Annotated in this window: 18 protein-coding genes; 12 read left to right on the top strand and 6 right to left on the bottom strand. The window is 63.1% G+C overall.

From position 1 onward, the window contains the following. Positions 1–7 precede the first annotated feature (7 nt). The 9 genes from SPH52_RS08220 to SPH52_RS08180 all read left to right on the top strand — a co-directional run bounded on the left by SPH52_RS08220 (position 8) and on the right by SPH52_RS08180 (position 10,708). Positions 8–442: an MlrC C-terminal domain-containing protein gene (locus tag SPH52_RS08220; protein ID WP_411794518.1), complete on the top strand. Its 435-nt coding sequence runs from the start codon at positions 8–10 to the stop codon at positions 440–442. Between the two features lie 68 nt (positions 443–510). Further along, positions 511–2,118, top strand: a complete 1,608-nt coding sequence (locus tag SPH52_RS08215) for an ABC transporter substrate-binding protein (protein WP_411794517.1) — start codon at positions 511–513, stop codon at positions 2,116–2,118. Between the two features lie 75 nt (positions 2,119–2,193). After that, the gene (locus tag SPH52_RS08210) at positions 2,194–3,135 is read left to right on the top strand and encodes an ABC transporter permease (protein WP_411794516.1); all 942 of its coding nucleotides are present in this window, start codon (positions 2,194–2,196) and stop codon (positions 3,133–3,135) included. Next, entirely contained in the window at positions 3,135–4,019 is an 885-nt protein-coding gene (locus SPH52_RS08205) for an ABC transporter permease (protein WP_411794515.1), read from the top strand. The genes SPH52_RS08210 and SPH52_RS08205 overlap by 1 nt, the downstream gene beginning before the upstream one ends. A 1-nt stretch (position 4,020) precedes the next feature. Then, positions 4,021–5,676, top strand: coding sequence for an ABC transporter ATP-binding protein (locus SPH52_RS08200; RefSeq protein ID WP_411794514.1), 1,656 nt, complete (start codon positions 4,021–4,023; stop codon positions 5,674–5,676). A 23-nt stretch (positions 5,677–5,699) separates the two neighbouring features. After that, a complete protein-coding gene (locus SPH52_RS08195) occupies positions 5,700–6,860 on the top strand; it encodes a M20 aminoacylase family protein (RefSeq protein WP_411794513.1) in 1,161 nt (386 codons plus the stop codon). Between the two features lie 70 nt (positions 6,861–6,930). Next, a complete protein-coding gene (locus SPH52_RS08190) occupies positions 6,931–8,547 on the top strand; it encodes an amidohydrolase (RefSeq protein WP_411794512.1) in 1,617 nt (538 codons plus the stop codon). Further along, positions 8,544–9,506 carry a CobW family GTP-binding protein gene (locus tag SPH52_RS08185; protein WP_411794511.1) on the top strand — a complete coding sequence of 321 codons (963 nt, stop codon included), beginning with the start codon at positions 8,544–8,546 and terminating at the stop codon, positions 9,504–9,506. The genes SPH52_RS08190 and SPH52_RS08185 overlap by 4 nt, the downstream gene beginning before the upstream one ends. A gap of 71 nt (positions 9,507–9,577) precedes the next feature. Continuing rightward, positions 9,578–10,708, top strand: a complete 1,131-nt coding sequence (locus SPH52_RS08180; RefSeq protein WP_411794510.1) for a DUF294 nucleotidyltransferase-like domain-containing protein — start codon at positions 9,578–9,580, stop codon at positions 10,706–10,708. Positions 10,709–10,723: 15 nt separating this feature from the next. Here the strand turns inward: SPH52_RS08180 and SPH52_RS08175 are convergent, their stop codons facing one another. The 6 genes from SPH52_RS08175 to SPH52_RS08150 all read right to left on the bottom strand — a co-directional run bounded on the left by SPH52_RS08175 (position 10,724) and on the right by SPH52_RS08150 (position 17,854). Beyond that, entirely contained in the window at positions 10,724–11,947 is a 1,224-nt protein-coding gene (locus SPH52_RS08175; protein WP_411794509.1) for an EAL and HDOD domain-containing protein, read from the bottom strand. 106 nt (positions 11,948–12,053) lie between these two features. Then, positions 12,054–14,783 (bottom strand): ATP-binding protein, encoded by a 2,730-nt coding sequence (locus SPH52_RS08170; protein WP_411794508.1) that lies wholly within the window; start codon positions 14,781–14,783, stop codon positions 12,054–12,056. A 4-nt stretch (positions 14,784–14,787) separates the two neighbouring features. Beyond that, complete coding sequence (locus SPH52_RS08165; protein ID WP_411794507.1) at positions 14,788–14,988, bottom strand: hypothetical protein; 201 nt, start codon at positions 14,986–14,988, stop codon at positions 14,788–14,790. Beyond that, positions 14,985–17,048: an exonuclease domain-containing protein gene (locus SPH52_RS08160; protein WP_411794506.1), complete on the bottom strand. Its 2,064-nt coding sequence runs from the start codon at positions 17,046–17,048 to the stop codon at positions 14,985–14,987. The genes SPH52_RS08165 and SPH52_RS08160 overlap by 4 nt, the downstream gene beginning before the upstream one ends. Further along, entirely contained in the window at positions 17,048–17,419 is a 372-nt protein-coding gene (locus tag SPH52_RS08155; RefSeq protein ID WP_411794505.1) for a response regulator transcription factor, read from the bottom strand. Before SPH52_RS08155 ends, SPH52_RS08160 begins: the two co-directional genes overlap by 1 nt. A 147-nt stretch (positions 17,420–17,566) precedes the next feature. Further along, positions 17,567–17,854: a hypothetical protein gene (locus SPH52_RS08150; RefSeq protein WP_411794504.1), complete on the bottom strand. Its 288-nt coding sequence runs from the start codon at positions 17,852–17,854 to the stop codon at positions 17,567–17,569. Between the two features lie 286 nt (positions 17,855–18,140). Between SPH52_RS08150 and SPH52_RS08145 the strand changes: the two genes are divergently transcribed. The 3 genes from SPH52_RS08145 (at position 18,141) to SPH52_RS08135 (ending at position 21,204) form a co-directional block, all read left to right on the top strand. Next, the gene (locus SPH52_RS08145; RefSeq protein ID WP_411794503.1) at positions 18,141–19,814 is read left to right on the top strand and encodes a carbon starvation protein A; all 1,674 of its coding nucleotides are present in this window, start codon (positions 18,141–18,143) and stop codon (positions 19,812–19,814) included. A gap of 15 nt (positions 19,815–19,829) precedes the next feature. Continuing rightward, a complete protein-coding gene (locus SPH52_RS08140) occupies positions 19,830–20,132 on the top strand; it encodes a cory-CC-star protein (protein ID WP_263580173.1) in 303 nt (100 codons plus the stop codon). Positions 20,133–20,196: 64 nt separating this feature from the next. Next, the gene (locus tag SPH52_RS08135) at positions 20,197–21,204 is read left to right on the top strand and encodes an ArsA family ATPase (RefSeq protein ID WP_411794502.1); all 1,008 of its coding nucleotides are present in this window, start codon (positions 20,197–20,199) and stop codon (positions 21,202–21,204) included. Positions 21,205–21,280 lie beyond the last annotated feature (76 nt).

Here is a 21,280-nt window from a genome sequence, read left to right as displayed (position 1 = left end):
GGGCGCCATGATCGAAGTGGCCCTGGGTGGCACGTCCGACATTGACGGGGATAGCCCCTATGCGGTCAGTGCGAGAGTGGAGCGGCTTGCCGACGGCAAGCTGCTGGCCAACGGCGATTTCTATGGCGGTGCGCGGCTGGACCTGGGGCCATCCGCCTGCCTGCGCATCGAAGGGGTGCGTGTCGTGGTCACCAGTCACAAGGCCCAGATGGCCGATCGCGAGATGTTTCGCTTCGTGGGGGTGATTCCCGAGGAGGAGGACATTCTGGTGGTCAAGAGCTCGACACACTTTCGCGCCGACTTTGCCTCGATTGCCGTGAAGATCCTGATCTGCAAGGCACCGGGGCCGATGCCCTTCAGCCCCGCGGATCTCGCCTGGCGTCGCCTGACGCCAGGCATTCGCCTCGGTCCGCTGGGGGAGGCTTTCCAGCCGGCTGGGTAGGTGCCGCGGTCTCGTCGAGACCGACCGATCGGGCACTCCGATAACAATGCACAACAGGAGGACGAGCAATGACAAGACCTGGACCGAAGTTCTCGGGACCGACGTTGAAGTGGCAGGGAGCGCTGGCCATGGCGATGGTCGGTGCCATATCGCTTCCGATAACGGCGAAGGCCGATGCCGATACCATCACTGCCGTGATGCATTCGGGCCTGCGCGTGCTGGATCCCATCATCACTACGGCGCATATCAGCCGCAATCACGGCTACATGATCTACGACGTACTCCTGGCCTCGGACGAGGAGTTCAACCCTCAGCCGCAGATGGCCGATTGGGAAGTATCCGAGGACGGGCTCGTCTATACCTTTCAGCTGCGAGAGGGGCTGATGTTCCACGACGGCGAGCCGGTAACGGCAGCGGATGCGGTGGCCTCGCTGCAGCGCTGGGGAGAGCGCGACTCGGGAGGCCAATTGATCTTCGACGTGACCGAGAGCCTCGAGGCGAGCGACGACCGGACCGTCACCTGGACCCTCTCGGAGCCTTTTGCACCTCTCGTCGAAGTGTTGGCCAAGCAGTCGGCCGTGCCGCCCTTCATCATGCCGGCGCGCATCGCCGAGACCTCGTCGGACAGCTCGATCAGCGAGCACATCGGCTCAGGCCCCTTCCGCTTTGTCGAGGAAAAGTACGAGCCCGGCGTTTCCGTGACCTACGAGCGCTTCGAGGACTATGTGCCTCGCGAGGAGGAGCCGAGCTGGATGGCGGGCGGCAAGGTGGTGAACGTGGAGCGCGTGATATGGACGACGATGCCCGATGCCCAGACCGCCGTGAACGCGCTCTCGGCCGGAGAGATCGACTATATCGAACAGGTGCAGGTCGACCTGTTGCCGATCCTCGAATCCAACCCCGACTTGGTCGTGGAGACTCGCGATCCGTTCGGTTACCAGACCATGGGGCGGCTCAATTTCAAGCATCCTCCCTTCGATGACAAGAAGATTCGCCAGGCGGCGCTGAAAGCGCTCAATCAGGAAGATGTATTGGCCGCCATGATGGGCAACCCCGAGTACTACGAGGTGTGCGGTGCCATTTTCGGCTGCGGCACCCCATTGGCCGACGACACGGGGTCCGAAACCTTGACCAGTGGAGGCGATCCAGAGGGTGCGCGTCAGCTGCTGGAGGAGGCTGGCTACGACGGCACTCCCATAGTGTTGATGCAGCCGACCGACGTCAGCAGCCTGACCGCGCAGCCGGTGGTCGCTGCCCAGGCGCTGCGCAATGCCGGCTTCACGGTCGACATGCAGCCCATGGACTGGCAAACCTTGGTCAACCGCCGCGCCAGCATGTCGGCACCGACGGAAGGGGGCTGGAACATCTTCTTCACCAACTGGATGGTTCCCGAGATCACCTCGCCGCTGATCAATGTGATGCTCAATGGGCGTGGGGAGGACGGCTGGTTCGGATGGCCCGAGGACGAACGCCTGGAGGAGCTGCGTGCGGAGTTCTTTGCCGCCGAGAGCCTCGAACAGCAGCAGGAGGTGGCGCGTAAGCTACAGGCGCATACCCTGGACGAGGTGATCTACATCCCGCTCGGCCAGTACCAGATGCCCCAGGCCCGGCGCGACAACATCACCGACATGATTCCTTCGCCGGTGCCGGTGTTCTGGAACGTCAAGAAAGAGTGAGCGGTGGGTGACGGCGGGCGTGCGCCCGCCGTCTTGCGCTTCGCCGCTTGCATAAACGACGCGAAGGAGTGACCCATGCTGGGTTATATCGTCAGGCGGGTACTAGCTGTCGTGCCGGTCATGGTCATCGTGGCCTTGTTCGTGTTCCTGATGCTGAGGCTGACGCCCGGCGACCCTGCGGCCATTCTGGCGGGCGACTCGGCCACTCCCGCACAGTTGGAGAGGATTCGCGAGAACCTGGGTCTCAACGACCCCCTGCATATTCAGTTCATCAGTTGGGTTACCCAGATGTTCCGGGGCGACCTTGGCGTCTCGCTGATCTCCAATACGCCGGTCAGTACCATGATCGCCCAGCGTATCTGGCCGACCCTCAACATTGCCGTGCTGACCATCACCCTGTCCGTGCTGATCGCCATACCCATGGGCGTGCTCGCGGCGTGGCGACACCGCAGTTGGATCGACTATGCCGTGATGACCTTCTCGGTGCTGGGCTTCTCCGTCCCGGTGTTCGTGATCGGCTACATCTTCATCCAGGTCTTCGCCATCGAGCTGCGCTGGTTTCCGGTGCAGGGGTATACCCCACCGACACGCGATTTCCTGGGCTTCCTGCAGCGAGCGGTGCTGCCGGCATTCACCCTGGCCACCATCTACGTCGCGCTGATCGCGAGGATGACCCGGGCCAGCATGCTTGATGTGCTGGGCGAGGACTACGTGCGCACCGCCAGGGCAAAGGGATTGCGCGAAAACGTAGTGCTGTTCCGGCATGCCCTGCGCAATGCCGCGGTGCCGATCATGACCATCATCGGCACCGGCTTTGCCCTGCTGATCGCCGGCGTGGTGGTCACGGAGAGCGTCTTCAACATCCCCGGTGTGGGTCGACTGACCGTGGATGCCATCCTCGCTCGGGATTACCCGGTGATCCAGGCAATGATCCTGCTCACGGCAGGGCTCTACGTGCTGGTGAATCTCGTGATCGACATCTCCTACACGCTCATCGACCCGAGGATCCGTTACTGATGGCTCATGCAACGCAACCCACCTCGGCGATGCAGGCGGTTCTCGGGGCGCTCTCCTTGCCCAGGCGCTGGCGGGTCGGCGTCGGGCCCATGATCGCTGGGATAGTGCTACTGGTGATCGTGGCGTCGGCGTTGCTGGCGCCGCTCTACGTGCCCTACGACCCGATGCAGATGAACTCGCTCAACCGCTTGCAACCCGCCTCAGCCGAACACCTGCTGGGCACCGACCAGTACGGCCGCGACCTGTTCAGCCGCATCATGATTGGCGGCAGGGTGTCGCTGTTGATCGGTGTCGGGGCGGCTCTCTTCAGTGTGCTGACCGGAATGCTCATCGGCCTGGTATCGGGCTTCTTTCGCATGGCCGATGCCATCATCATGCGCATCATGGACAGCCTGATGGCCATCCCGGCCATACTGTTGGCCATTGCGCTGGTGGCGCTCAATGGACCGAGCGTGTGGTCGGTCATCGTCGCCATCACCATTCCTGAAGTGCCTCGAGTGGTGCGGCTGGTACGCTCGGTGGTATTGAGTGCACGCGAAGAGCCATACGTCGAGGCGGCGGTCGCGCTGGGCAGCGGCATGTTCAAGATCCTCGGCAAGCACCTGATGCCGAATACTCTGCCGGCGCTGATCGTCCAGGGTACCTACATCTGCGCTTCGGCAATCCTGACCGAGGCCCTGCTGTCGTTCCTGGGGGCTGGGGTCAGCACCGAAATCCCCACCTGGGGCAACATCATGGCGGAAGGTCGCACCTACTTCCAGATCAACCCCGGGCTGATCTTCTGGACCGGAGCGGTGCTGTCGCTGTGCATCCTCTCCATCAATCTGCTGGGCGATACGGCACGCGACATGCTCGACCCCCGGCTCAAGAGACGGGAGACCTGAGATGCAGTTCAAGACCGCCGACTTGAGTACTGCGCCAGTGGTATTGAGCATAAGTCAGCTGTCCGTGGGGCTGGCTGGGGAAACAACCAAGGTGTTGGATGCGATCGGCCTGGAGGTGCGCGCGGGTGAAACCGCTTGCCTGGTCGGCGAGAGCGGTTCGGGCAAGTCGGTCACTTCGCTGGCCGTGATGGGGCTGCTACCGAAGGATTCGCTTGAAGTGACCGCTGGCGAGATCGTGCTGGATGGAACGGATCTGCTGATGTTGACGCCTTCGCAAATGCGGCAGGTTCGGGCACGGCGCATCGCGATGATCTTCCAGGAGCCTATGACGGCCCTCAACCCGGTGATGCAGGTGGGCGAACAGATCGCCGAAGTGCTGAGGACGCATACCGACCTGTCTGCCAGTGCCTGTGAGGCCAGGGTGCTCGAGATCATGGAGCAGGTTTACCTGCCCGATGTGCAGCGCATCTACCACTCCTACCCGCATCAGCTGTCGGGTGGACAGCGCCAGCGCATCATGATCGCCATGGCGCTGGTGCTCGAACCCAAGCTGTTGATCGCCGATGAACCGACCACGGCGCTGGATGTGACCACCCAGGCCCAGATCCTGGCGCTGATCGCCGAGCTGCAGCAGCGGCAGGGTACGGCAGTGCTGTTCATTACCCATGACATGGGAGTGGTAGCCGAAGTGGCCCATACCGTGCACGTGATGCAGCACGGCAGGATCGTCGAGCAGGCCCCCGTCGAAACGCTGCTGCGCCATCCCCGTGAGGAGTACACGCGCACGCTGTTGAGTTCCGTGCCGAGCCTGGTGCCGCGCAGCGTGCGCACGACGAGTCATCAGGAGGGCGTGCTGGAAGTGCGTGGCATGAACAAGGAGTACGCTGACGGCAGCTGGTTCATGCGTCGCCCCGGTACGTTGGCGGCCAGAGACATCAGTTTTACCGTGATACGTGGCCGGACGCTGGGCATCGTCGGCGAGAGCGGTTCGGGCAAGTCGACCGTCGCCCGTTGCATCATGCGCCTGGTCGATCCCACCTCGGGAGAGATTCGCGTTGCAGGCACCGAGATCGCCCGATTGTCGCGCCGTGCGCTGCGCCCGCATCGCAAGCATTTCCAGGTCGTTTTCCAGGACCCGTTCCGCTCGTTGAACCCACGCTGGAACATCGCCATGAGCCTGACGGAAGGGCCGCTCAACTATGGCGTGAGCTACCCCGAGGCATTGGCTCGTGCCGCAGAAATGCTCGAGCTGGTTGGGCTGCCGCGTGACTCATTGCACCGCTACCCTCATCAGTTTTCCGGTGGACAGCGACAGCGTATCGCCATTGCCCGGGCGATCATGATGCGCCCGGACGTGCTGGTGGCGGATGAGGCGGTATCGGCGCTGGACGTCTCGGTCCAGGCCCAGGTGCTGAAACTGCTCGGCGAGATCCAGCAGAAGCTGGGCATTGCCATCCTGTTCATTACCCATGACCTGCGGGTGGCCGCGCAGATCTGCGATGACGTCATCGTCATGCAGCGCGGTGTCATCGTCGAGCAGGGACCGGCCGGGGAAGTGCTCGCCTCGCCCCGCCACGACTATACGCGGCAGTTGATCGAAGCCGCGCCGGGGCGACACTGGGATTTCGCCAATTTTCGCGAACTCGACATCGCCTGATCACAACGCTAACGAGGTGGAACATGTCTGTCCTGTCACGTATCGCCGAATACCAAGAGGAACTCGTTGCCATTCGCCACGACATCCACGCGCATCCCGAGCTTGGCTTCGAGGAGACACGGACGTCGGCGATCGTGGCGGAAAAGTTGCACGGCTGGGGGATCGACGAGGTGCACACCGGGATAGCCGGCACCGGAGTCGTTGGTGTGCTGAAAGGGCAGGGCGAGGGGGGCTGTATCGGCTTGCGTGCGGATATGGATGCGCTGCCCATCGAGGAGGCTTCCGGTTTGCCCTATGCATCGCTAAATCCCGGCAGGATGCATGCCTGTGGCCATGACGGCCATACCACGATCCTGCTCGGGGCGGCGCGCTACCTGGCCGAGACGCGCAACTTCGCGGGTACCGTGATCCTGATCTTCCAGCCCGCCGAGGAAGGCCTGGGAGGGGCAAGGCGAATGCTGGCCGAAGGGCTTTTCGAGCGCTTCCCCTGCGATGAAGTCTACGGGCTGCACAACGACCCGCTGAGTGAGCCGGGCCATGTCTCCATTACACCGGGGCCGGCGATGGCAGGCGCCACCTTCTTCGACATCAAGGTAGAGGGCACCGGCAGCCATGCGGCCATGCCTCACCAGTCCGAGGACCCCATCGTCATCGCTACTCAGCTGGTGCAGCAACTCCAGGCGGTGGTGAGCCGCAATTCGCCGCCGACCAGCCCGCTGGTGCTTTCGGTCACCCAGTTCCATGCCGGTTCCGCTTACAACGTCATTCCCGACACGGCCACGCTCGCGGGCACGATTCGCTATTTCGACGATGAACTCTGCGAGCAGGTGCACGAGCGCATTCACCGGCTCTGCCGTGGACTGGAACTCGCCCATGGCGTGCGCATCAGCGTTGAATTGCGCAACATCTTCAATGTGCTGGTCAATGACCCGGAGTGCTCGCAGACCTATCTCGAGGCGGCCAGGGAGGTCGTTGGCGATGACCAGGCCGAGCTGGTCGACAGGCTCGTCACCGGCAGCGAGGACTTTGCCGACATGCTCCAGGTCGTACCCGGTGCCTACTGCTGGGTGGGACACGCGGGATCGATACCGCTGCACAACCCTGGCTATGTACTCGATGACGGCATCCTGCCGATCGGCGCCAGCATCATGGCAAGGCTGGTCGAACGCCGACTGCACCGCTGAGCTGCACCGAATCGCTAGGTTGGCGCCGCCGGGTGGCGCCATAACGGCTGTCGTTAGCACAGGATTCGCCATGACCATCACCGTCTACCGCGCACGGCACATCCATACCATGAACCCATCGCAGCCGACGGGCTGTTGCCTGGCCGTGAAGGATGGCCGCGTTCTGAGCCTGGCGAGCCTGGACCGGATCAAGGCCTTCGGTGAAGTCGTCGTTGACGAGCGTTTTGCCGACAAGGTGCTGATGCCCGGATTCGTCGAAGGGCATAGCCATGCGCTCGAAGGAGCCATCTGGGACTACCTCTACCTGGGGTGGTTCGACAAGGTGGCCCCCGATGGGCAGCGCTGGTCCGGGCTGCGCAGCGTCGAGTCGATCCGGCAGCGCCTGGCCGAAAGGCTGCGGCGACATCCGCCCGGCCAGCCGTTGATTGCCTGGGGGTTCGACCCGATCTACTTCGCCGGGAGCCGACTCGACAAGCGGCTGCTCGATGCGATCAGCAGCGAGGTGCCCATTGTCGTCATGCACGCGAGCCTGCATGTCATGACGGTCAATTCGGCCGTGCTGCGTGAGGCGGACATCGACTCGAAGAGCATCGATGGCATCGTACGCAGTGGAGCCGGCGAGTGTATCGGCGAACTGCAGGAGATGCCGGCCATGCATCTGGTCTTCGACCGCTACGGCATCGATTTCTTCGAGGAGGCGAGCAAGCCACATGCCATGAAGCAGTACGCCCGTGCAGCGCGACGCGAGGGTATCACCACCATCACCGACCTGCTCAACCCGCTGAGCGATAGCGCCATCGAAGCCATGTGCCAGACGACGGGGGCCGACGATTTCCCCGTGCGCCTGGTGCCAGCCCTCAATGCACTCGCCTGGGAGCCAGAGGCGGGCAGTGAGCGGGTCAGGCTGGCCATGCAACGCAATCACGACAAGCTGCGCTTCGGCCTCGTCAAGCTTGTGACCGATGGGGCCATCCAGAACTTTACCGCGCGGTTGATGTGGCCAGGCTATCTGGAAGTGGATGGCAACGGCGTATGGAATGCGCCGCCGGCGACCTTCCATCATCTGATTCAACACTACCATCAGGCGGGCCTGCAGCTGCATATCCACACCAACGGCGATGAAGCGGTGGAGATCGTCCTCGATGCCTTGGAAGAGGCTCTGAGCCTGTGGCCTCGGCCGGATCATCGTCACACCTTGCAGCACGTCCAGTTGATTCGCCAGAGCCAACTCCATCGCGTCAAGGCGCTAGGGGCTTGCCTCAACATCTTTGCCAACCACATCTACTTCTGGGGCGATATTCACCTGACCCGTACGCTCGGCTTCGATCGCTGTCAACGCTTGGAGCCCACGGCCAGTGCCGACCGGCTGGGGATCACCTTCGGCATCCACTGCGATGCACCGGTCACGCCGCTGTCGCCGCTGTTCACCGCGCACTGCGCGCACACTCGCCAGACCGCATCCGGCGAGATACTGGGCACCGCCGAGGCCATCAGCCGTGCTCGGGCCATGGAAGCGATCACCTTGGGAGCAGCCCGCACGCTGCACATGGACCACTGCATCGGTAGCCTCGAACCGGGTAAGTGGGCCGATGTGGCGGTGCTCGATGACGATCCGCTGGATCCGCAGGTGCCGCTCTCCGAAGTGAAGGTTCATGCCACCCTGCTGGCTGGAGTTCCCACGCAATGAGCGGCCAGGTTACGCCTGACATTGCGGTACATCTGCTTTGCGGCTTTCTCGGCAGCGGCAAGACGACACGCATCAATATGCTGATCCGTCGCGGCGAGCTTCCCGACACTCTCTTTCTGATCAACGACTTCGGTAGCCTGAATATCGACGCCGAGTTGATCGAGTCGAGCACTGGCTCCAATTTGGGCTCGGGCGAAGTGCTGCGGCTGAGCAATGGCTGCGCCTGCTGTGGGATCTCGGGCAACCTCTCGGCCCAACTCAGTGCCATCAGGCGCTGGCAGCATCCACCGCAGCGTCTGGTATTCGAAGCTAGCGGTGTCGCTCGCCCGCGCTCGCTGATGCAACTGTTCGATGCCGCCGGCGGCTACCGTCTGGACAGAACTGAGCTGTTGGTTGATCTCTCGACCCTCGATGAGCTGCTGCACGATGCAAGCGTGGGCGATATGGTCGCGGCGCAGCTTGGCGATGTCGACGATGTGCTGCTCAATCGTTGGGGTGGCATGACGCTGGTGGACAGACAGGAAACGGCACGGAAAATCGTGACGTTGAACCCTGGGGTGTGCTTGCAGTGGCTTGCCTCTCTGGCCGACAACGCCTCTGTGCGAGCTAATGTTGCGGCTGAAGCTCTGCCCACCGAAGCTTTGCCCACCTTCCCGTGCGATACCGGCATGGAGCTGGCGTCCCTCTCGGTGGGGCTGACCGGGCCACTGGATTCCAGCCGGCTACTGGCGCTGCTCGACGTAGCCCGCCCTGTGCTGCTGAGAGCAAAGGGCTTTCTCAGGAGCCGTGATGCACCTGAACGGATACAACTATTGCAATGGACGCCGGGGCAGGCCAGGTTGACCGCCCAGCCAGGGGACAGGTCTGCGGTACTGGTGTTGATCGGCAAGGGCAAACTCAACCTGGAGCGCCTGGCGGCGATGATCGAGGAAGAGGCAGTCACATCCAGGCTGGTGTAATCCCTTGGCCCAAGTGTCTCGTAACTTTTCTCTCGTTACACTCGACTGACGTAATGTGCGACGGAGACGATATGCGAGTGCTGCATCGGGCCTCACCTTGGCGTGAACTGTTCGCTGGCGACAGCCAGCCCGAGCTGGCAAAGCTGCTGGCCCCGCTGCGTGAAGCATTGGACGAGCTGGGGCCGAACGCCGATCTGCCCTCTGCCCACGCCTGGCAGCTGAGGCTAGTCAAGGCACTGCAGCGGCTCGATCTGCCTGCCTGGCGCATCAGTCAATTGATCAGCGATCACAACGACCAGCTCTATCGCAGTGCCATCCAGCTCTCGCTCAATGAGATGCAAGGGCAGGGCTGGGGCAAGCCGCCGGTGGCATTCTGTGTGCTGACACTGGGCTCCGCGGGCCGGCACGAAAGCCTGCTGAGCCCCGACCAGGACAATGCCATGATCGTGGCCGACTACCCGGACTCCCGGCATACCGAGATCGACGGCTTCTTCCAGGCACTGGGTGAGCGCTTCACTGCACGGCTCGATGAGGCAGGCATACCGCTATGCAACGGCCATGTGATGGCGCGCTGGCCGATGTGGCGCAAGCGACTCCCCGAGTGGTGCGAGCAATTGAGCCTATGGACCCGGGATCGGCGGGTGAAGCGGGTGCAGCAGAGCAACATCCTGCTCGACTTTTATCCGGTATTCGGTGACGCCGATCTGGCTGACGCGCTCGCCGATCACGTAGCACGTGTGATGCCCAGGGCCAGCCTGTTCCTCGACGAGATGTCGCAACTTCTCGATGAGCTGCCGGTGGCTTTGGACCGCTTCGGTCGGCTTGCCGGTAACGACGAGGAGGCGCCCCATGAAAATGCCCTTAACCTCAAGCGCCAGGGGGTGTTGCCGCTGATCAACGCGGTGCGCCTGCTGTCGTTGCGCCATGGCGTGAGCGTGCCCGATACGCGCCTGCGGCTGTCGGCGCTGGTGCTGAAAGAAGCGCTCACGGCGCGCCAGGCCAGGGCGGGAATTGCGGCGCTGGAACGCCTGCAGGAGCGGTTGCTCGCGACTCAACTGGCGAGCCTGAAGGCCGGAGGGACAGCCGATGGCTGGATAGACATGTCCCGACTCGAGGACGACCAGCGCCTATTGTTGCGCCACGACATGCAGGTCATCCGAAACCTTGTCAGGCTGGCGCAGGGAAGTACCAGCGGCAGGTAGCAAGGCAGGGGCTGCTCACTCAAAGGTGTTCGGCAGCGATAAGAGCTCAAAGGCGGCGTGGTGGGCCTGATGGTAAAGCTGCAAGAGCTGGTGGTCGGTAGCATGTGATGCCACCTGATGCATGGCATAGAACCGCTCCGTACCCTCGATGCGCCGCAGGATACTGCCGTAGGCGCCCTCGCGGAAAAGCAGGGCATTGGTCGTGGTCGAGTCAAGTTCCAGGCTGCCGAGGAACTCCTCTCCAGGGATGCCCAGCAGCATTTCGGCGGTGGATAACAACCCGATGAAATAGGCGTCCTGGGCGCACAAGTGGTTTCGCTGGGCAAGCAGTTCGCAGGCCTTGGCACGCGTCAGTGCCAGTTCCGCATGTTCGGATGAGGCATTGCCCAGCAGTCCCAGGAGGGCAACCCAGCTCGATAGCCGTTGGAAGCCAAGACGAGCCACGACGTCCTGTATCGAGCTGATGGCGGCATGCGGGCGATAATAGGCGCTGTTGGCAATACGCGTCAGCTTGATGGCAAGTTCCGGGTCGGACTGTATGAGGTCAATGACTTCACCGCTATCCGGCTCGGCCTGGCAGAGTGCCTTGAGGAGTTGAGTCGCCTGCAGGGTGGAGGGTGGAATCTTCTTGCCATAGACAGGCACCGGCTTGGCATAGAAATAACCCTGGAAGAGATCGAACCCAAGGGCGAGATAGGCATCACGCTCTTCTCGGTCCTCGATTCGCTCGGCAATCCATTTCACATTGAGATGTGCGTAACGTTCGCGGCACTCTTTCGCTTGCGCGAGTGTCATAGACTGGATGTCGACCTTGATGTACGACGCGAAGGGGAGCAGAGAGTTCCACTCCGGGGTAAAGGCAAAGTCGTCCAGTGCAAAGCGGAAACCCTGTCGATGAAGCCGCTGAACGACCTGGACCAAGGATGGCGAGGGCACTATTCGCTCGACAAGCTCAATGACCACGTGTGCGGGAGGAATCGGCAGGAAGTGGGGAGACAGCAGCAGCTCGGTTGAGACATTGATGAATGCAGGTGCCTTGTAGAATCCGGCCCTCTGTGAAATGGCCGTACACAGCTGGTAAACCACTTCCGCCGTTGCGATATCCTCGCCTATATCGAGTGCGCTGAGGCCCTGGTCATTGCGGTAAAGCAGCTCGACGCCGTGTACGTCATCGGCATGATCGAAAATTGGCTGTGAAGCCAACAAGAGGTTATCGGTACCATACGATCCCTGTGACATGGCATGACTCTCGGTGTGTTCATTCCTCCTGTTATTATCGGCCGGCGTCAAGAGTTCTTTAGCTTATGTTAATGAGGCATCGAGCCCGCTGTGGTAACGGATAGGCTCAAGGGGCGCTCGGCAACTCCATGATCAGGCAGGCCCCCTCGAGCGTCGGAGCATCGTCGACCCATAGCCGCCCACCCAGATGAGCGACGATACCGCGGCTGATCGGTAGGCCCAGGCCGCTGCCGCGCGGGCGGCCGCGGGCCTTGCCGCTGGTAGCGCCGTAGCGCTTGATCTGATGGAACTTCTCGAATACTCGTTCACGCTCGTCAGGCGCTATGCCCGGGCCGTTGTCCTCGACACTGAGCCTGAAGTTCTGTTTGTAACGGCTCAGGTGGAGGCGCACGCGGGGCGCTTCGTCGGCAGCGAACTTGCCGGCATTGTCGAGCAGGTTGATGATCACCTGCTCCAGGCGGTCGGGGTCGCCGATCACCGGCGCTTCGTCGAGTTCCAGGTCGACCTCGAGTGCCACGCCGCGGTCTTCCTGCAGCCGATGTACGGCATCCACGCTGTGGCGCACCAGGGCGACCAAGTCGAGCCGCTGAGGGGACAGCGTCAGGCGACCGCTCTCCAGCCGTGCGAGGTCGAGGATCTCCTCGATCAGCCGCGAAAGACGCTGGCTCTCGAGCACTACCACTTCGAGGAAATGGATGCGCTTCTCCTCCGGCAGGTCCTTGCCGTCGCGCAGGATCTCGGCAAAGGCGCGGATCGAGGTGAGCGGCGTTCTCAGCTCATGACTGACCATGGCGACGAACTCGTCCTTGAGTCGGTCGAGCTCACGCAGGCGCTCGTTGGCGGCACGCAGTTCTTCGCCGATGCGAGCCAGCTCATTGGATTTCTGTTCCAGGCGGCGGTTGTACTCCAGTGTCTGCGAGGTGGTATCGAGAATGCTCAGGATCGATTCCAGGTCCAATGCCTCGCCACGTACCACCGAGTTGATCAGCACCCGCGCCGAGGCGCTGCCCAGCGCCCCTGACAAGGCCTGCTCCGCCCGTGCGATCAGGGCCGGCGGAGCCGGAGCGTCGTCGTCCGGGCTGCCCTGCTGGTCGGCCAGGATTCTTGCCGTGGGGCCGGCTCCCAGGTAGCGGCTGAGCAGGCTCTGCAGCTCGCCGCGGGTAGTCTGGCCGCGCCATAGCGAAGTGTCCTGCAGCCCTGGGTTCATGGCTTCGGTGAAGAGAGCTGCTTGGGTCTGCTCCACCGGGCTCTGGCGGGTGAACAGCGATATGCCGACCAACAGCCCGACGTTGCCCAGCAGGCTCCACAGCAAGGAATGGCTGTAGATGTCGAACCCCTCCAGGCCGAACAGCGCATAGGGGCGCAGCCATTCGAGGCCGAATGGCCCCTGTGCGAGAAACGCTGCATCGAGCCAGCCCGACTGGGCGAAACCTGGCAGCAGCAGGGTGTAGATCCAGGTAATGAAGCCGGCCAGCAGCCCCAGGGTGGCGCCGGCCCGGGTAGCGCCTCGCCAGTACATGCCGATCAGCATGGCCGGGGCGAACTGGGCGGCACCGACGAACGACACCAGGCCGATGGTTACCAGGCTGTAGGAGTCACCGATCAAGGCGTGATAGAGGTAGCCCAGCAGCAGGATCAGCACGATCGCCACGCGGCGGATGCCCAGCAGCCAGCCGGCCAGTTCGCCCTGGGAACTCAGATGCAAGCGCTTGGAGCGCAGCAACAGCGGCATGATCAGCTGGTTGCTGACCATGGTGGAAAGCGCGATGGTCTCGACGATCACCATGCCGGTGGCTGCCGAGAGTCCGCCGATGAATACCAGCAAGGGTATGCCTTCGATGCCGGCCGAGAGTGGCAGCGTCAATACGAAGCTGTCGGGATCGCTGTTGCCAGCCGGTAACAGCAGCCCGGCCATGGCGATGGGAATGACGAACAGGTTGATCGCCACCAGGTAGAGCGGAAACAGCCAACTGGCACGCTGCAGGTGGCGTTCGTCGACGTTTTCAACGACCAGTACCTGGAACTGGCGCGGCAGGGTAAGGAAGGCGAGGAAGGCGAGTACCAGGGTGCCGACCCAGCCGATGGTGCCGCCGGGTACCGTCTCGAGTCCCAGTGCACCGACCAGCTCCGGAGCCTCGGCAACCTGGCGGAACAGATCGCCTGGTCCGTTGAACAGCACGAAGACGACGAACACTCCGACGGTAAGGAAAGCCACCAGCTTGACCAGTGATTCAAAGGCGATGGCTGCCACCATGCCTTCGTGGCGTTCACTGGCGTCCAGGTGGCGAGTGCCGAACAGGATGATGAACACCGCCAGCACCAGTGCGACCCAGAACGACTTGTCGACCCAGAAGCTCTCTTCGGCCAGGCGGAATTCGGCGGCCTCCGGATAGTTGACCAGCACCGCATGGCTCAGGGTGATCGCTTTGAGCTGCAGGGCGATATAGGGCGTGATACCGATCAGGGCAATGATGGCCACCAGCGCGCCGAGGCTGGAACTCTTGCCGTAGCGGGCACTGATGAAGTCGGCAATGGAGGTGATGCGCTGGGTGCTGGCGATGCGCACCATCTTGCGGATCAGCAGCGGCGCCATCAGCATCGCCAGCGTCGGCCCGAGGTAGATCAGCAGGAAACTCGGGCCGAATTCTGCCGCCCGCCCCACGCTGCCATAGAAGGTCCAGGCAGTGCAGTAGACGGCAATGGAAAGGGCGTAGACGGTAGGCGAGCCGATCACCGAGCGGCCCTGTTCGGCGCGCCGATCGCCCCAGGCGGCAATCACGAACAGCAGCGCCAGATAGCCGAAGGCGACCGTCAGCACTACCGGGTCGGTTCTCATCGCGTCAGCCGTCCTCCCGACGATACTCCATCAACCAGGCGGTCAGGCCGATGACCAGGATCCAGGCCACGAACAGGTAGAGCGGTAGCCACGAAGGTCCGTTGGCGGAGGGACGGTCGAAGATCAACACCAGCGGCGGCGAGAAGAGCAGAACGGCGAGGCCGATCAGTGCGGCCAGCCGTGACCGGTGGCTGGAGGCATTCATGTGCAGGCGTCCTCTCGGTTGAAGGCGGTCGCCTGCAGGGCCAGTGCCTGCTCCAGGGTTTCGATGCCACGCGCTTCAAGCCTGGGCAGCAGTGCCAGCCACAGCTCCGCCGTCACTCGCGCATCGCCCAGCGCCGTATGGCGCGTGCCCGGCGGAAAGCTCAGGTCGTAGCGCTCGACGAGGGTATCCAGGTCGTGACCGTCAAGGCTCTCGTCCAGGGCACGGGAGATCAGCAGCGTATCGAGTACCGGCATCTCGAGAGCGACGCCGCTGCCGGGAGGCTGTAGAGCCAGCAGGTCGAACGCTGCGTTGTGGGCCAGCACCACGGCATCGCCGATGTAGTCGCGAAAGCGCGGCAGGATTACCGGCAGCGGTGGGGCCCCGGCGACGTCGTCATCGGTGATGCCGTGTATCGCGGTACTGGCGGGAGGGATCGGCTTGCCGGGGTCGACACGCACGTCGAAGATGTCGCTGGCCAGTAGTCGTGAATTGACGATCCGGCAGGCGCCGATGCTGATGACGGTATCGCCGCGGCGCAGCTCGAGTCCGGTGGTCTCGGTATCGAACGCCACGACCTCCAGCGCCCGCAGCGAGCAACGCGCCAGTTCGGCATCCGGCGGTGGCAGGTCGGCGATGCCGAAGTCATGGAACTCGGGGCGCGGCGGCAACTGGCTGCGCGGAGCGCCGACACGGTCGACGGCGGGCAGCGGCAGGCGCAGGCGGGAATAGTGGCCATCGGTGTCCGCCAGGCTCCAGGCATCGCTGGCATGCTGTCGCAGCAGGTCGCCGACACGTGGCGAGAGCGGCAGCGCCGCGAGCCGCTGTTCGCACCATTCTGCCAGTTCCCGCTGTGGCAAAGGTTTGCCGGGCCAGATCAAGTCGAGGTAGACGCGACGGTTGCCGAGCAGGATCTCGCCTTCGAAATTGGTGGTACCGGCGTGTTTGCTCAGTCTCTCCAGCAGTGCCGTGAGCATAACCAGCAGAGCCGGGGCATCGCCCTTGAACCAGGCGGGCATGCCAATGGGCAGGACTTCAAGGGGGTTGTCGGCGAGTCTTTCGTTCAGTGACTGCCAGAGGTCATTGGACCACAGGGGAACCAGGCGCTCGCCTTGTTGCTGCATGTCCTCGATCAGACGACCGAGTTGCTCGATTTCGTTGCCCAGGGCGCGACTCTCTTCGTCGATCACCGCTTCCAGGCGTAAACGCAGCGTGTCGTCGATATGCCTGGCATGGCGCACGCTGACCAGTGCCTCGGCGGCGCTGGCCAGGCTGGCACCGTGCCGACGCAATGGCGCCATATGTTCCGCCAGGCCGGCACGGGCGCCCATCTCGCTGGTCCAGGCGGCGGTGGCATCGGACAGCGTCAGCAAGGTCTCGCCGTTGCTCTGGGGCACCCGGCGCATTACCACGTGCAGCCAGCGCTCATCGCAAGGAATCAGCAGTTCACGGGGCGAGCCGTCAGCCGGGAGCTGTCCCAACGCGTCCTGCAAGCTCGAGATAGGCAGCAGGGCATCCAGGCGCTTTCCCAGCCCAAGCCCCGTATGTTCCTCGAACAGGGTCTCGGCTGCCTGGTTGAACAGTAATAGACGACGGTGGTGGTCGCAGAGCAGCAGCGGGGTGTCGAGCACCTGCAGCAGTGTCTCGAGCTCCTGGCGAATTCGCGCGGCACTGCGTGCGCCTTCCGCATGAGCCGTAGCCAGGCGTTGGCGGTCGCTGCGCCAGGCCTCACGCACGCGTACCAGATCGGGGCCGAGGCCACGCAGCCAGCCTTCGGGAGGATAGTCCTCACGGGCGTCCGGGTTGGCCACCAGGCGTGCAAGCTGGACCTGGAGATGGCGCAGCGGAGTGAACAGCATGCGCTCGAGCAGCAGGCCCACCAGGAAGATGGTGCCACCGCCCGAGAAACAACCCAGCCACAGCACCAGGCGAGCCAAGCCCTGGGGCTGGAACAGGCTGTCCAGCCAGGCGGCAAAGATGGCGCCACCCAGCAGGCTGACGCCGCTGAGCAAGAGCCACAGGCCGATCAGGCGTTGACGCTTGGGCAGCTTGCGCCCGAGCATCAGGCGTCCTCGGCCAGCAGGTTTTTCACCTTTTCGACCAGGGCCTGGGTAGAGAAAGGCTTGGTCACGTAGTCGTCGGCTCCCAGGGCCAGCCCTTTTTCACGCTCTACCTCGCGCCCGTGGGCAGTGAGCATGATGATGGGAAGCCTGGCGTGGCGTGCATCCTGGCGCAGCTGTTCCAGTACGTCGAAGCCGCTGATGCCGGGCAGGCTGATATCGAGCAGGATCAGGTCGGGCGGGGATTGCTCGACCTTGGCCAAGGCGCCTTCACCATCCTCGGCCGTTTCCACGTCGAAACCGGCCTGCTGCATCAGGAACTCCAGCGACAGGACGATATTGGGTTCATCGTCCACCACCAGCACCTTGGCCATTCGTGACTCCTTGAAGGCTATTTATCTCTTGTTACTCATCAGTCTAGTGCCCACGGCGTAGCCAGCAAAGACGACCTTGGCAGAACGGGCCGCCTGGCTTTTCACCCCGCGCTGTCGCCGGGGCCAGGCACAAGCCGATCTTGGCCTTCAGCGTGGTTCGTCGTTGTCCTTTTCGAGGCGCCAGAATTTCGGCCCGAGTGGGCCGAGCCATAGCCACACCTGGAGCAGTACCAGCAGCGGCAACAGCCAGGGCGGGGCTCCGGTGGTCCGGGTCAGAACGTAGAAGATGAGATAGGCGGTGATGCCGGCGGCAAGGCCCACCAGCGTGAACCTGAAGGCACGCGCCTGGCCGGGTCGGCGGGTAACACGAAACAGCATGCCGATGAAGGCGCCGAAGGCACCGGCCATGGCGAGTTGAAGGAGGATCTCTTGCATGAGTGTCTCGTCGTTGCAGAGGCGGACTTCTCACGGCAGCGTACCGTGCAGGATCCGCTGGGGCTGTACGACCTTTGTTCGAGCCCATGATGCCGGCTCTCTGATCGAACCTGCGTTACGACTTTAGATGTAAAACCGTGTGGATTCAGGTCGAAAATTGGACTTGTCCTCATGCTCTGCTCATCCTTTTCCGTGCAGAGCCAAGCGCGCTCTGGACCTGACGCTTCGCGTAACATGCGAGTCGATAAAGAAAAAGGAACTCATCCTCAAAAAGGAGCTGACCAGAATGAGTGCCATCATCCTGCTGGTTCTAGGTCTTGCCGGGATGGCTGCGGGTTACGTCTTCTACTCCCGTTTCATAGCCACGAAGATCTATCGCCTCGACCCTGACTTCAGGACCCCAGCCCATGAATTCGAGGATGGGGTCGATTTCGTGCCGACCAACCGCTTCATTCTCTGGGGGCATCACTTCACTTCGGTTGCCGGTGCCGCTCCCATCGTGGGGCCAGCTATCGCGGTCATCTGGGGCTGGTTGCCGGCCTTCCTGTGGGTCGTGCTCGGTACCGTGTTCTTCGCTGGCGTACACGACGCCGGCGCCATCTGGGCCAGCGTGCGTAACAAGGCCAAGTCGGTCGGTGCCTTGACCGGAGACGTAGTCGGCGCCCGGGCGCGCAGCATCTTCATGATCGTCATCTTCCTCGTGCTGCTGATGGTGAACGCAGTATTTGCCGTGGTGATCGCGGGGCTGATGATGAATTTCTCGAGCGCCGTAGTACCGGTATGGGGCGCCATCCTGGTGGCGCTGGTCATCGGTCAGTTGATCTATCGCCGCATCCTGAGCCTGCCGGTGGTGTCGGTTCTCGGGGTGATCGCACTCTACGTCCTGATATTTATCGGCCCTTCGGTGCCAATCCAGATGCCGGCCGAAGTCGGTGGCTTCTCCGGCAATGCCGTGTGGATCCTGATCCTGTTCGGCTATGCCGCCATTGCCTCGATGCTGCCGGTATGGGTACTGCTGCAGCCGCGCGACTACATCAACGGCCTGCAGCTGTTCATCGGTCTGATCGTGCTCTATGGCGCCATCGTGCTGCTGAATCCCAGCGTGGTGGCACCAATGATCAACGACGACTTGCCGGCCGGCACGCCATCGATGCTGCCGCTGCTGTTCGTCACCATTGCCTGCGGGGCCATTTCGGGTTTTCACGGCCTGGTTTCCTCCGGCACTACTTCCAAGCAGTTGAACAAGGAAACCGACGCTCGCTTCGTCGGCTACTTCGGTGCCGTGGGTGAGGGCATGCTGGCGCTTGCCGCCATCCTGGCCGCCACCGCCGGCTTTGCCACCTTTGCCGATTGGCAAGCGGTCTATACGGCCTTCGGTGCCGGCGGTGTCAACGCCTTCGTCGAGGGCGGCGCCTACATGATCCATAACGGCCTGGGCCTGCCCGAAGCCACCGCGGCAACGCTGCTCACGGTAATGGCGGCGCTGTTCGCCGGTACCACCATGGACACCGGCCTGCGCCTGCAGCGCTACATCTTCCAGGAGTGGGGCGCGATCTATCATCAGAAGTGGATGACCAAGAACGTGCCCGCTACGCTGCTCGCCGTGGGTAGCTGCCTGCTGCTGGCTTTCGGCGCCGGCGGTGCCGACGGCACCGGTGGCATGATTATCTGGCCGCTGTTCGGCACCACCAACCAGCTGCTGGCGGGCCTTACCCTGCTGGTGGTCACAGTGATGCTGGTGCGCCTGCGCCGGCCGATGTGGTACACCCTGGCACCGCTGTGCTTCCTGCTGGTGATGACCATCGCCGCGCTGCTCATCCAACTGCGCACTTTCTTCAATGAAGGCAACTACTTCCTGCTGTTCGTGGACATCGTGGTGCTGATCGCCGCCATCCTGGTGGCGATGGAGTGCGCCTCGGCGCTGAAGCGTTCGCGTGCTGAAATGGCCAGGCAGGAATGAGCCTCGGAGGCTGAAATGAACGACGATCATGACAAGTCGCATGATCCTCGTCTCGAACGGATTCGGGCCTGGCTGAGCCAGGCTCGTTTCTTCACCGAGGAGATGTACAGCGCGCGCTATCGCGGCGCCATCGCCCGCGCGCGGCGAGACGAGGATGACCTGTTCATGCTGCTGGTGTTCTCCGAGATGATGGGCGTGCCCAATCCAGCCGCCTACTACACGCTGGAGCTGCAGCCGCTGCTGCTCGAACGCTTCCACGACTGGCACCGGCGCATGGGGATGGAGCGTTCGCCGCTCGATCATTTCAGATGTTGTTAGCGGCCGGACCTTGAGCGCGGCGCCGAATGAGCCGCGCAGCAAGCCATGCTTCGTGGAATGTGACATGAGAGAGTTACTCGATAAACGCCTGCTCTGGGTGGGCGGCAAGGGCGGGGTGGGCAAGACCACGGTGGCGGCAGCGCTTGCCGTGCTGGCCGCACGACGCGAACGCCGCGTGCTGGTGGTGTCCACCGACCCGGCCCATAGCCTGGGCGACGTGTTCGACCGCGAGCTGGGCGATGCGCCGCGGCGCTTGTTGCCCAACCTGGACGCCATGGAGATCGACCCGGACGCCGAGGTCGAGGCCCACTTGGCCCGCGTCACCGAACAGATGCGCCGCTACGCCGCGCCGGAAATGATGCAGGAGCTGGAACGCCAGATGCGCCTGACCCGCCAGTCGCCGGGTACTCAGGAAGCTGCGCTACTGGAACGACTGTCGCGCATCGTCACCGATGACGGTGCACCCTACGACCTGGTGATCTTCGATACCGCACCGACGGGGCACACATTGCGCCTGTTGACGTTGCCCGAGGCCATGGCGGCCTGGACCGACGGCCTGCTGGCGCACAATCGCAAGTCCGAGGAGCTGGGCAAGGTGCTCTCCCACCTGACGCCCAAGCGTGGTCGTGACGTCGCCACGCCCTTCGATGACCCCCAGGAGGACCCCCTCAGCGACCTCGATGAACGCACTCGCGACGTGGCACGAACCCTGATCGAGCGGCGGCGCCTGTTCCACCGTGCCCGTCGCCGCATCGAGAACGCCGAGGAGAGCGGTTTCCTGTTCGTGATGACACCGGAGCGGCTGCCAATCCTCGAGACGGTGCGTGCCGTCCAGGCGCTCGAGGCGGTCAAGGTCCCGGTAGCCGGAGCCGTGGTCAACCGGGTGATCCCTGACGATGCCGATGGTGATTTCATGCGTGCTCGGCGTGAGCAGGAGTCCAACTACCTGGCGCGCATAGACGAGCAGCTCGTGCACCTGCCGCGTCCTCGGCTGCCACTGCTGCCAAGCGATGTACAGGGCATTCCGGCCCTGGAGGAGCTGGCCAGCCGGCTCGAGAGCCTGGGCTTCTGAGGCGTACACGCCATTGCTGTATGGCAATGGTCAAATGCACGCCAGCAGGCTAACGTCGCCTGGCCTGGACGTTTAC

This window comes from Halomonas sp. A29 (assembly GCF_046723295.1).
Lineage (GTDB): Bacteria > Pseudomonadota > Gammaproteobacteria > Pseudomonadales > Halomonadaceae > Halomonas.
This window is presented reverse-complemented; position numbering and strand designations above follow the sequence as displayed.

What these genes read in the sequence shown, in the direction of transcription:
- SPH52_RS08135 (WP_411794502.1), top strand. Translation starts at nt 20,197, where the DNA reads ATGAGAGAGTTACTCGATAAACGCCTGCTCTGGGTGGGCGGCAAGGGC.
- SPH52_RS08200 (WP_411794514.1), top strand. Translation starts at nt 4,021, where the DNA reads ATGCAGTTCAAGACCGCCGACTTGAGTACTGCGCCAGTGGTATTGAGC.
- SPH52_RS08190 (WP_411794512.1), top strand. Translation starts at nt 6,931, where the DNA reads ATGACCATCACCGTCTACCGCGCACGGCACATCCATACCATGAACCCA.
- SPH52_RS08160 (WP_411794506.1), bottom strand. Translation starts at nt 17,048, where the DNA reads ATGCTCGGGCGCAAGCTGCCCAAGCGTCAACGCCTGATCGGCCTGTGG.
- SPH52_RS08155 (WP_411794505.1), bottom strand. Translation starts at nt 17,419, where the DNA reads ATGGCCAAGGTGCTGGTGGTGGACGATGAACCCAATATCGTCCTGTCG.
- SPH52_RS08145 (WP_411794503.1), top strand. Translation starts at nt 18,141, where the DNA reads ATGAGTGCCATCATCCTGCTGGTTCTAGGTCTTGCCGGGATGGCTGCG.
- SPH52_RS08210 (WP_411794516.1), top strand. Translation starts at nt 2,194, where the DNA reads ATGCTGGGTTATATCGTCAGGCGGGTACTAGCTGTCGTGCCGGTCATG.
- SPH52_RS08220 (WP_411794518.1), top strand. Translation starts at nt 8, where the DNA reads ATGATCGAAGTGGCCCTGGGTGGCACGTCCGACATTGACGGGGATAGC.
- SPH52_RS08140 (WP_263580173.1), top strand. Translation starts at nt 19,830, where the DNA reads ATGAACGACGATCATGACAAGTCGCATGATCCTCGTCTCGAACGGATT.
- SPH52_RS08150 (WP_411794504.1), bottom strand. Translation starts at nt 17,854, where the DNA reads ATGCAAGAGATCCTCCTTCAACTCGCCATGGCCGGTGCCTTCGGCGCC.
- SPH52_RS08165 (WP_411794507.1), bottom strand. Translation starts at nt 14,988, where the DNA reads ATGAATGCCTCCAGCCACCGGTCACGGCTGGCCGCACTGATCGGCCTC.
- SPH52_RS08195 (WP_411794513.1), top strand. Translation starts at nt 5,700, where the DNA reads ATGTCTGTCCTGTCACGTATCGCCGAATACCAAGAGGAACTCGTTGCC.
- SPH52_RS08170 (WP_411794508.1), bottom strand. Translation starts at nt 14,783, where the DNA reads ATGAGAACCGACCCGGTAGTGCTGACGGTCGCCTTCGGCTATCTGGCG.
- SPH52_RS08205 (WP_411794515.1), top strand. Translation starts at nt 3,135, where the DNA reads ATGGCTCATGCAACGCAACCCACCTCGGCGATGCAGGCGGTTCTCGGG.
- SPH52_RS08175 (WP_411794509.1), bottom strand. Translation starts at nt 11,947, where the DNA reads ATGTCACAGGGATCGTATGGTACCGATAACCTCTTGTTGGCTTCACAG.
- SPH52_RS08180 (WP_411794510.1), top strand. Translation starts at nt 9,578, where the DNA reads ATGCGAGTGCTGCATCGGGCCTCACCTTGGCGTGAACTGTTCGCTGGC.
- SPH52_RS08215 (WP_411794517.1), top strand. Translation starts at nt 511, where the DNA reads ATGACAAGACCTGGACCGAAGTTCTCGGGACCGACGTTGAAGTGGCAG.
- SPH52_RS08185 (WP_411794511.1), top strand. Translation starts at nt 8,544, where the DNA reads ATGAGCGGCCAGGTTACGCCTGACATTGCGGTACATCTGCTTTGCGGC.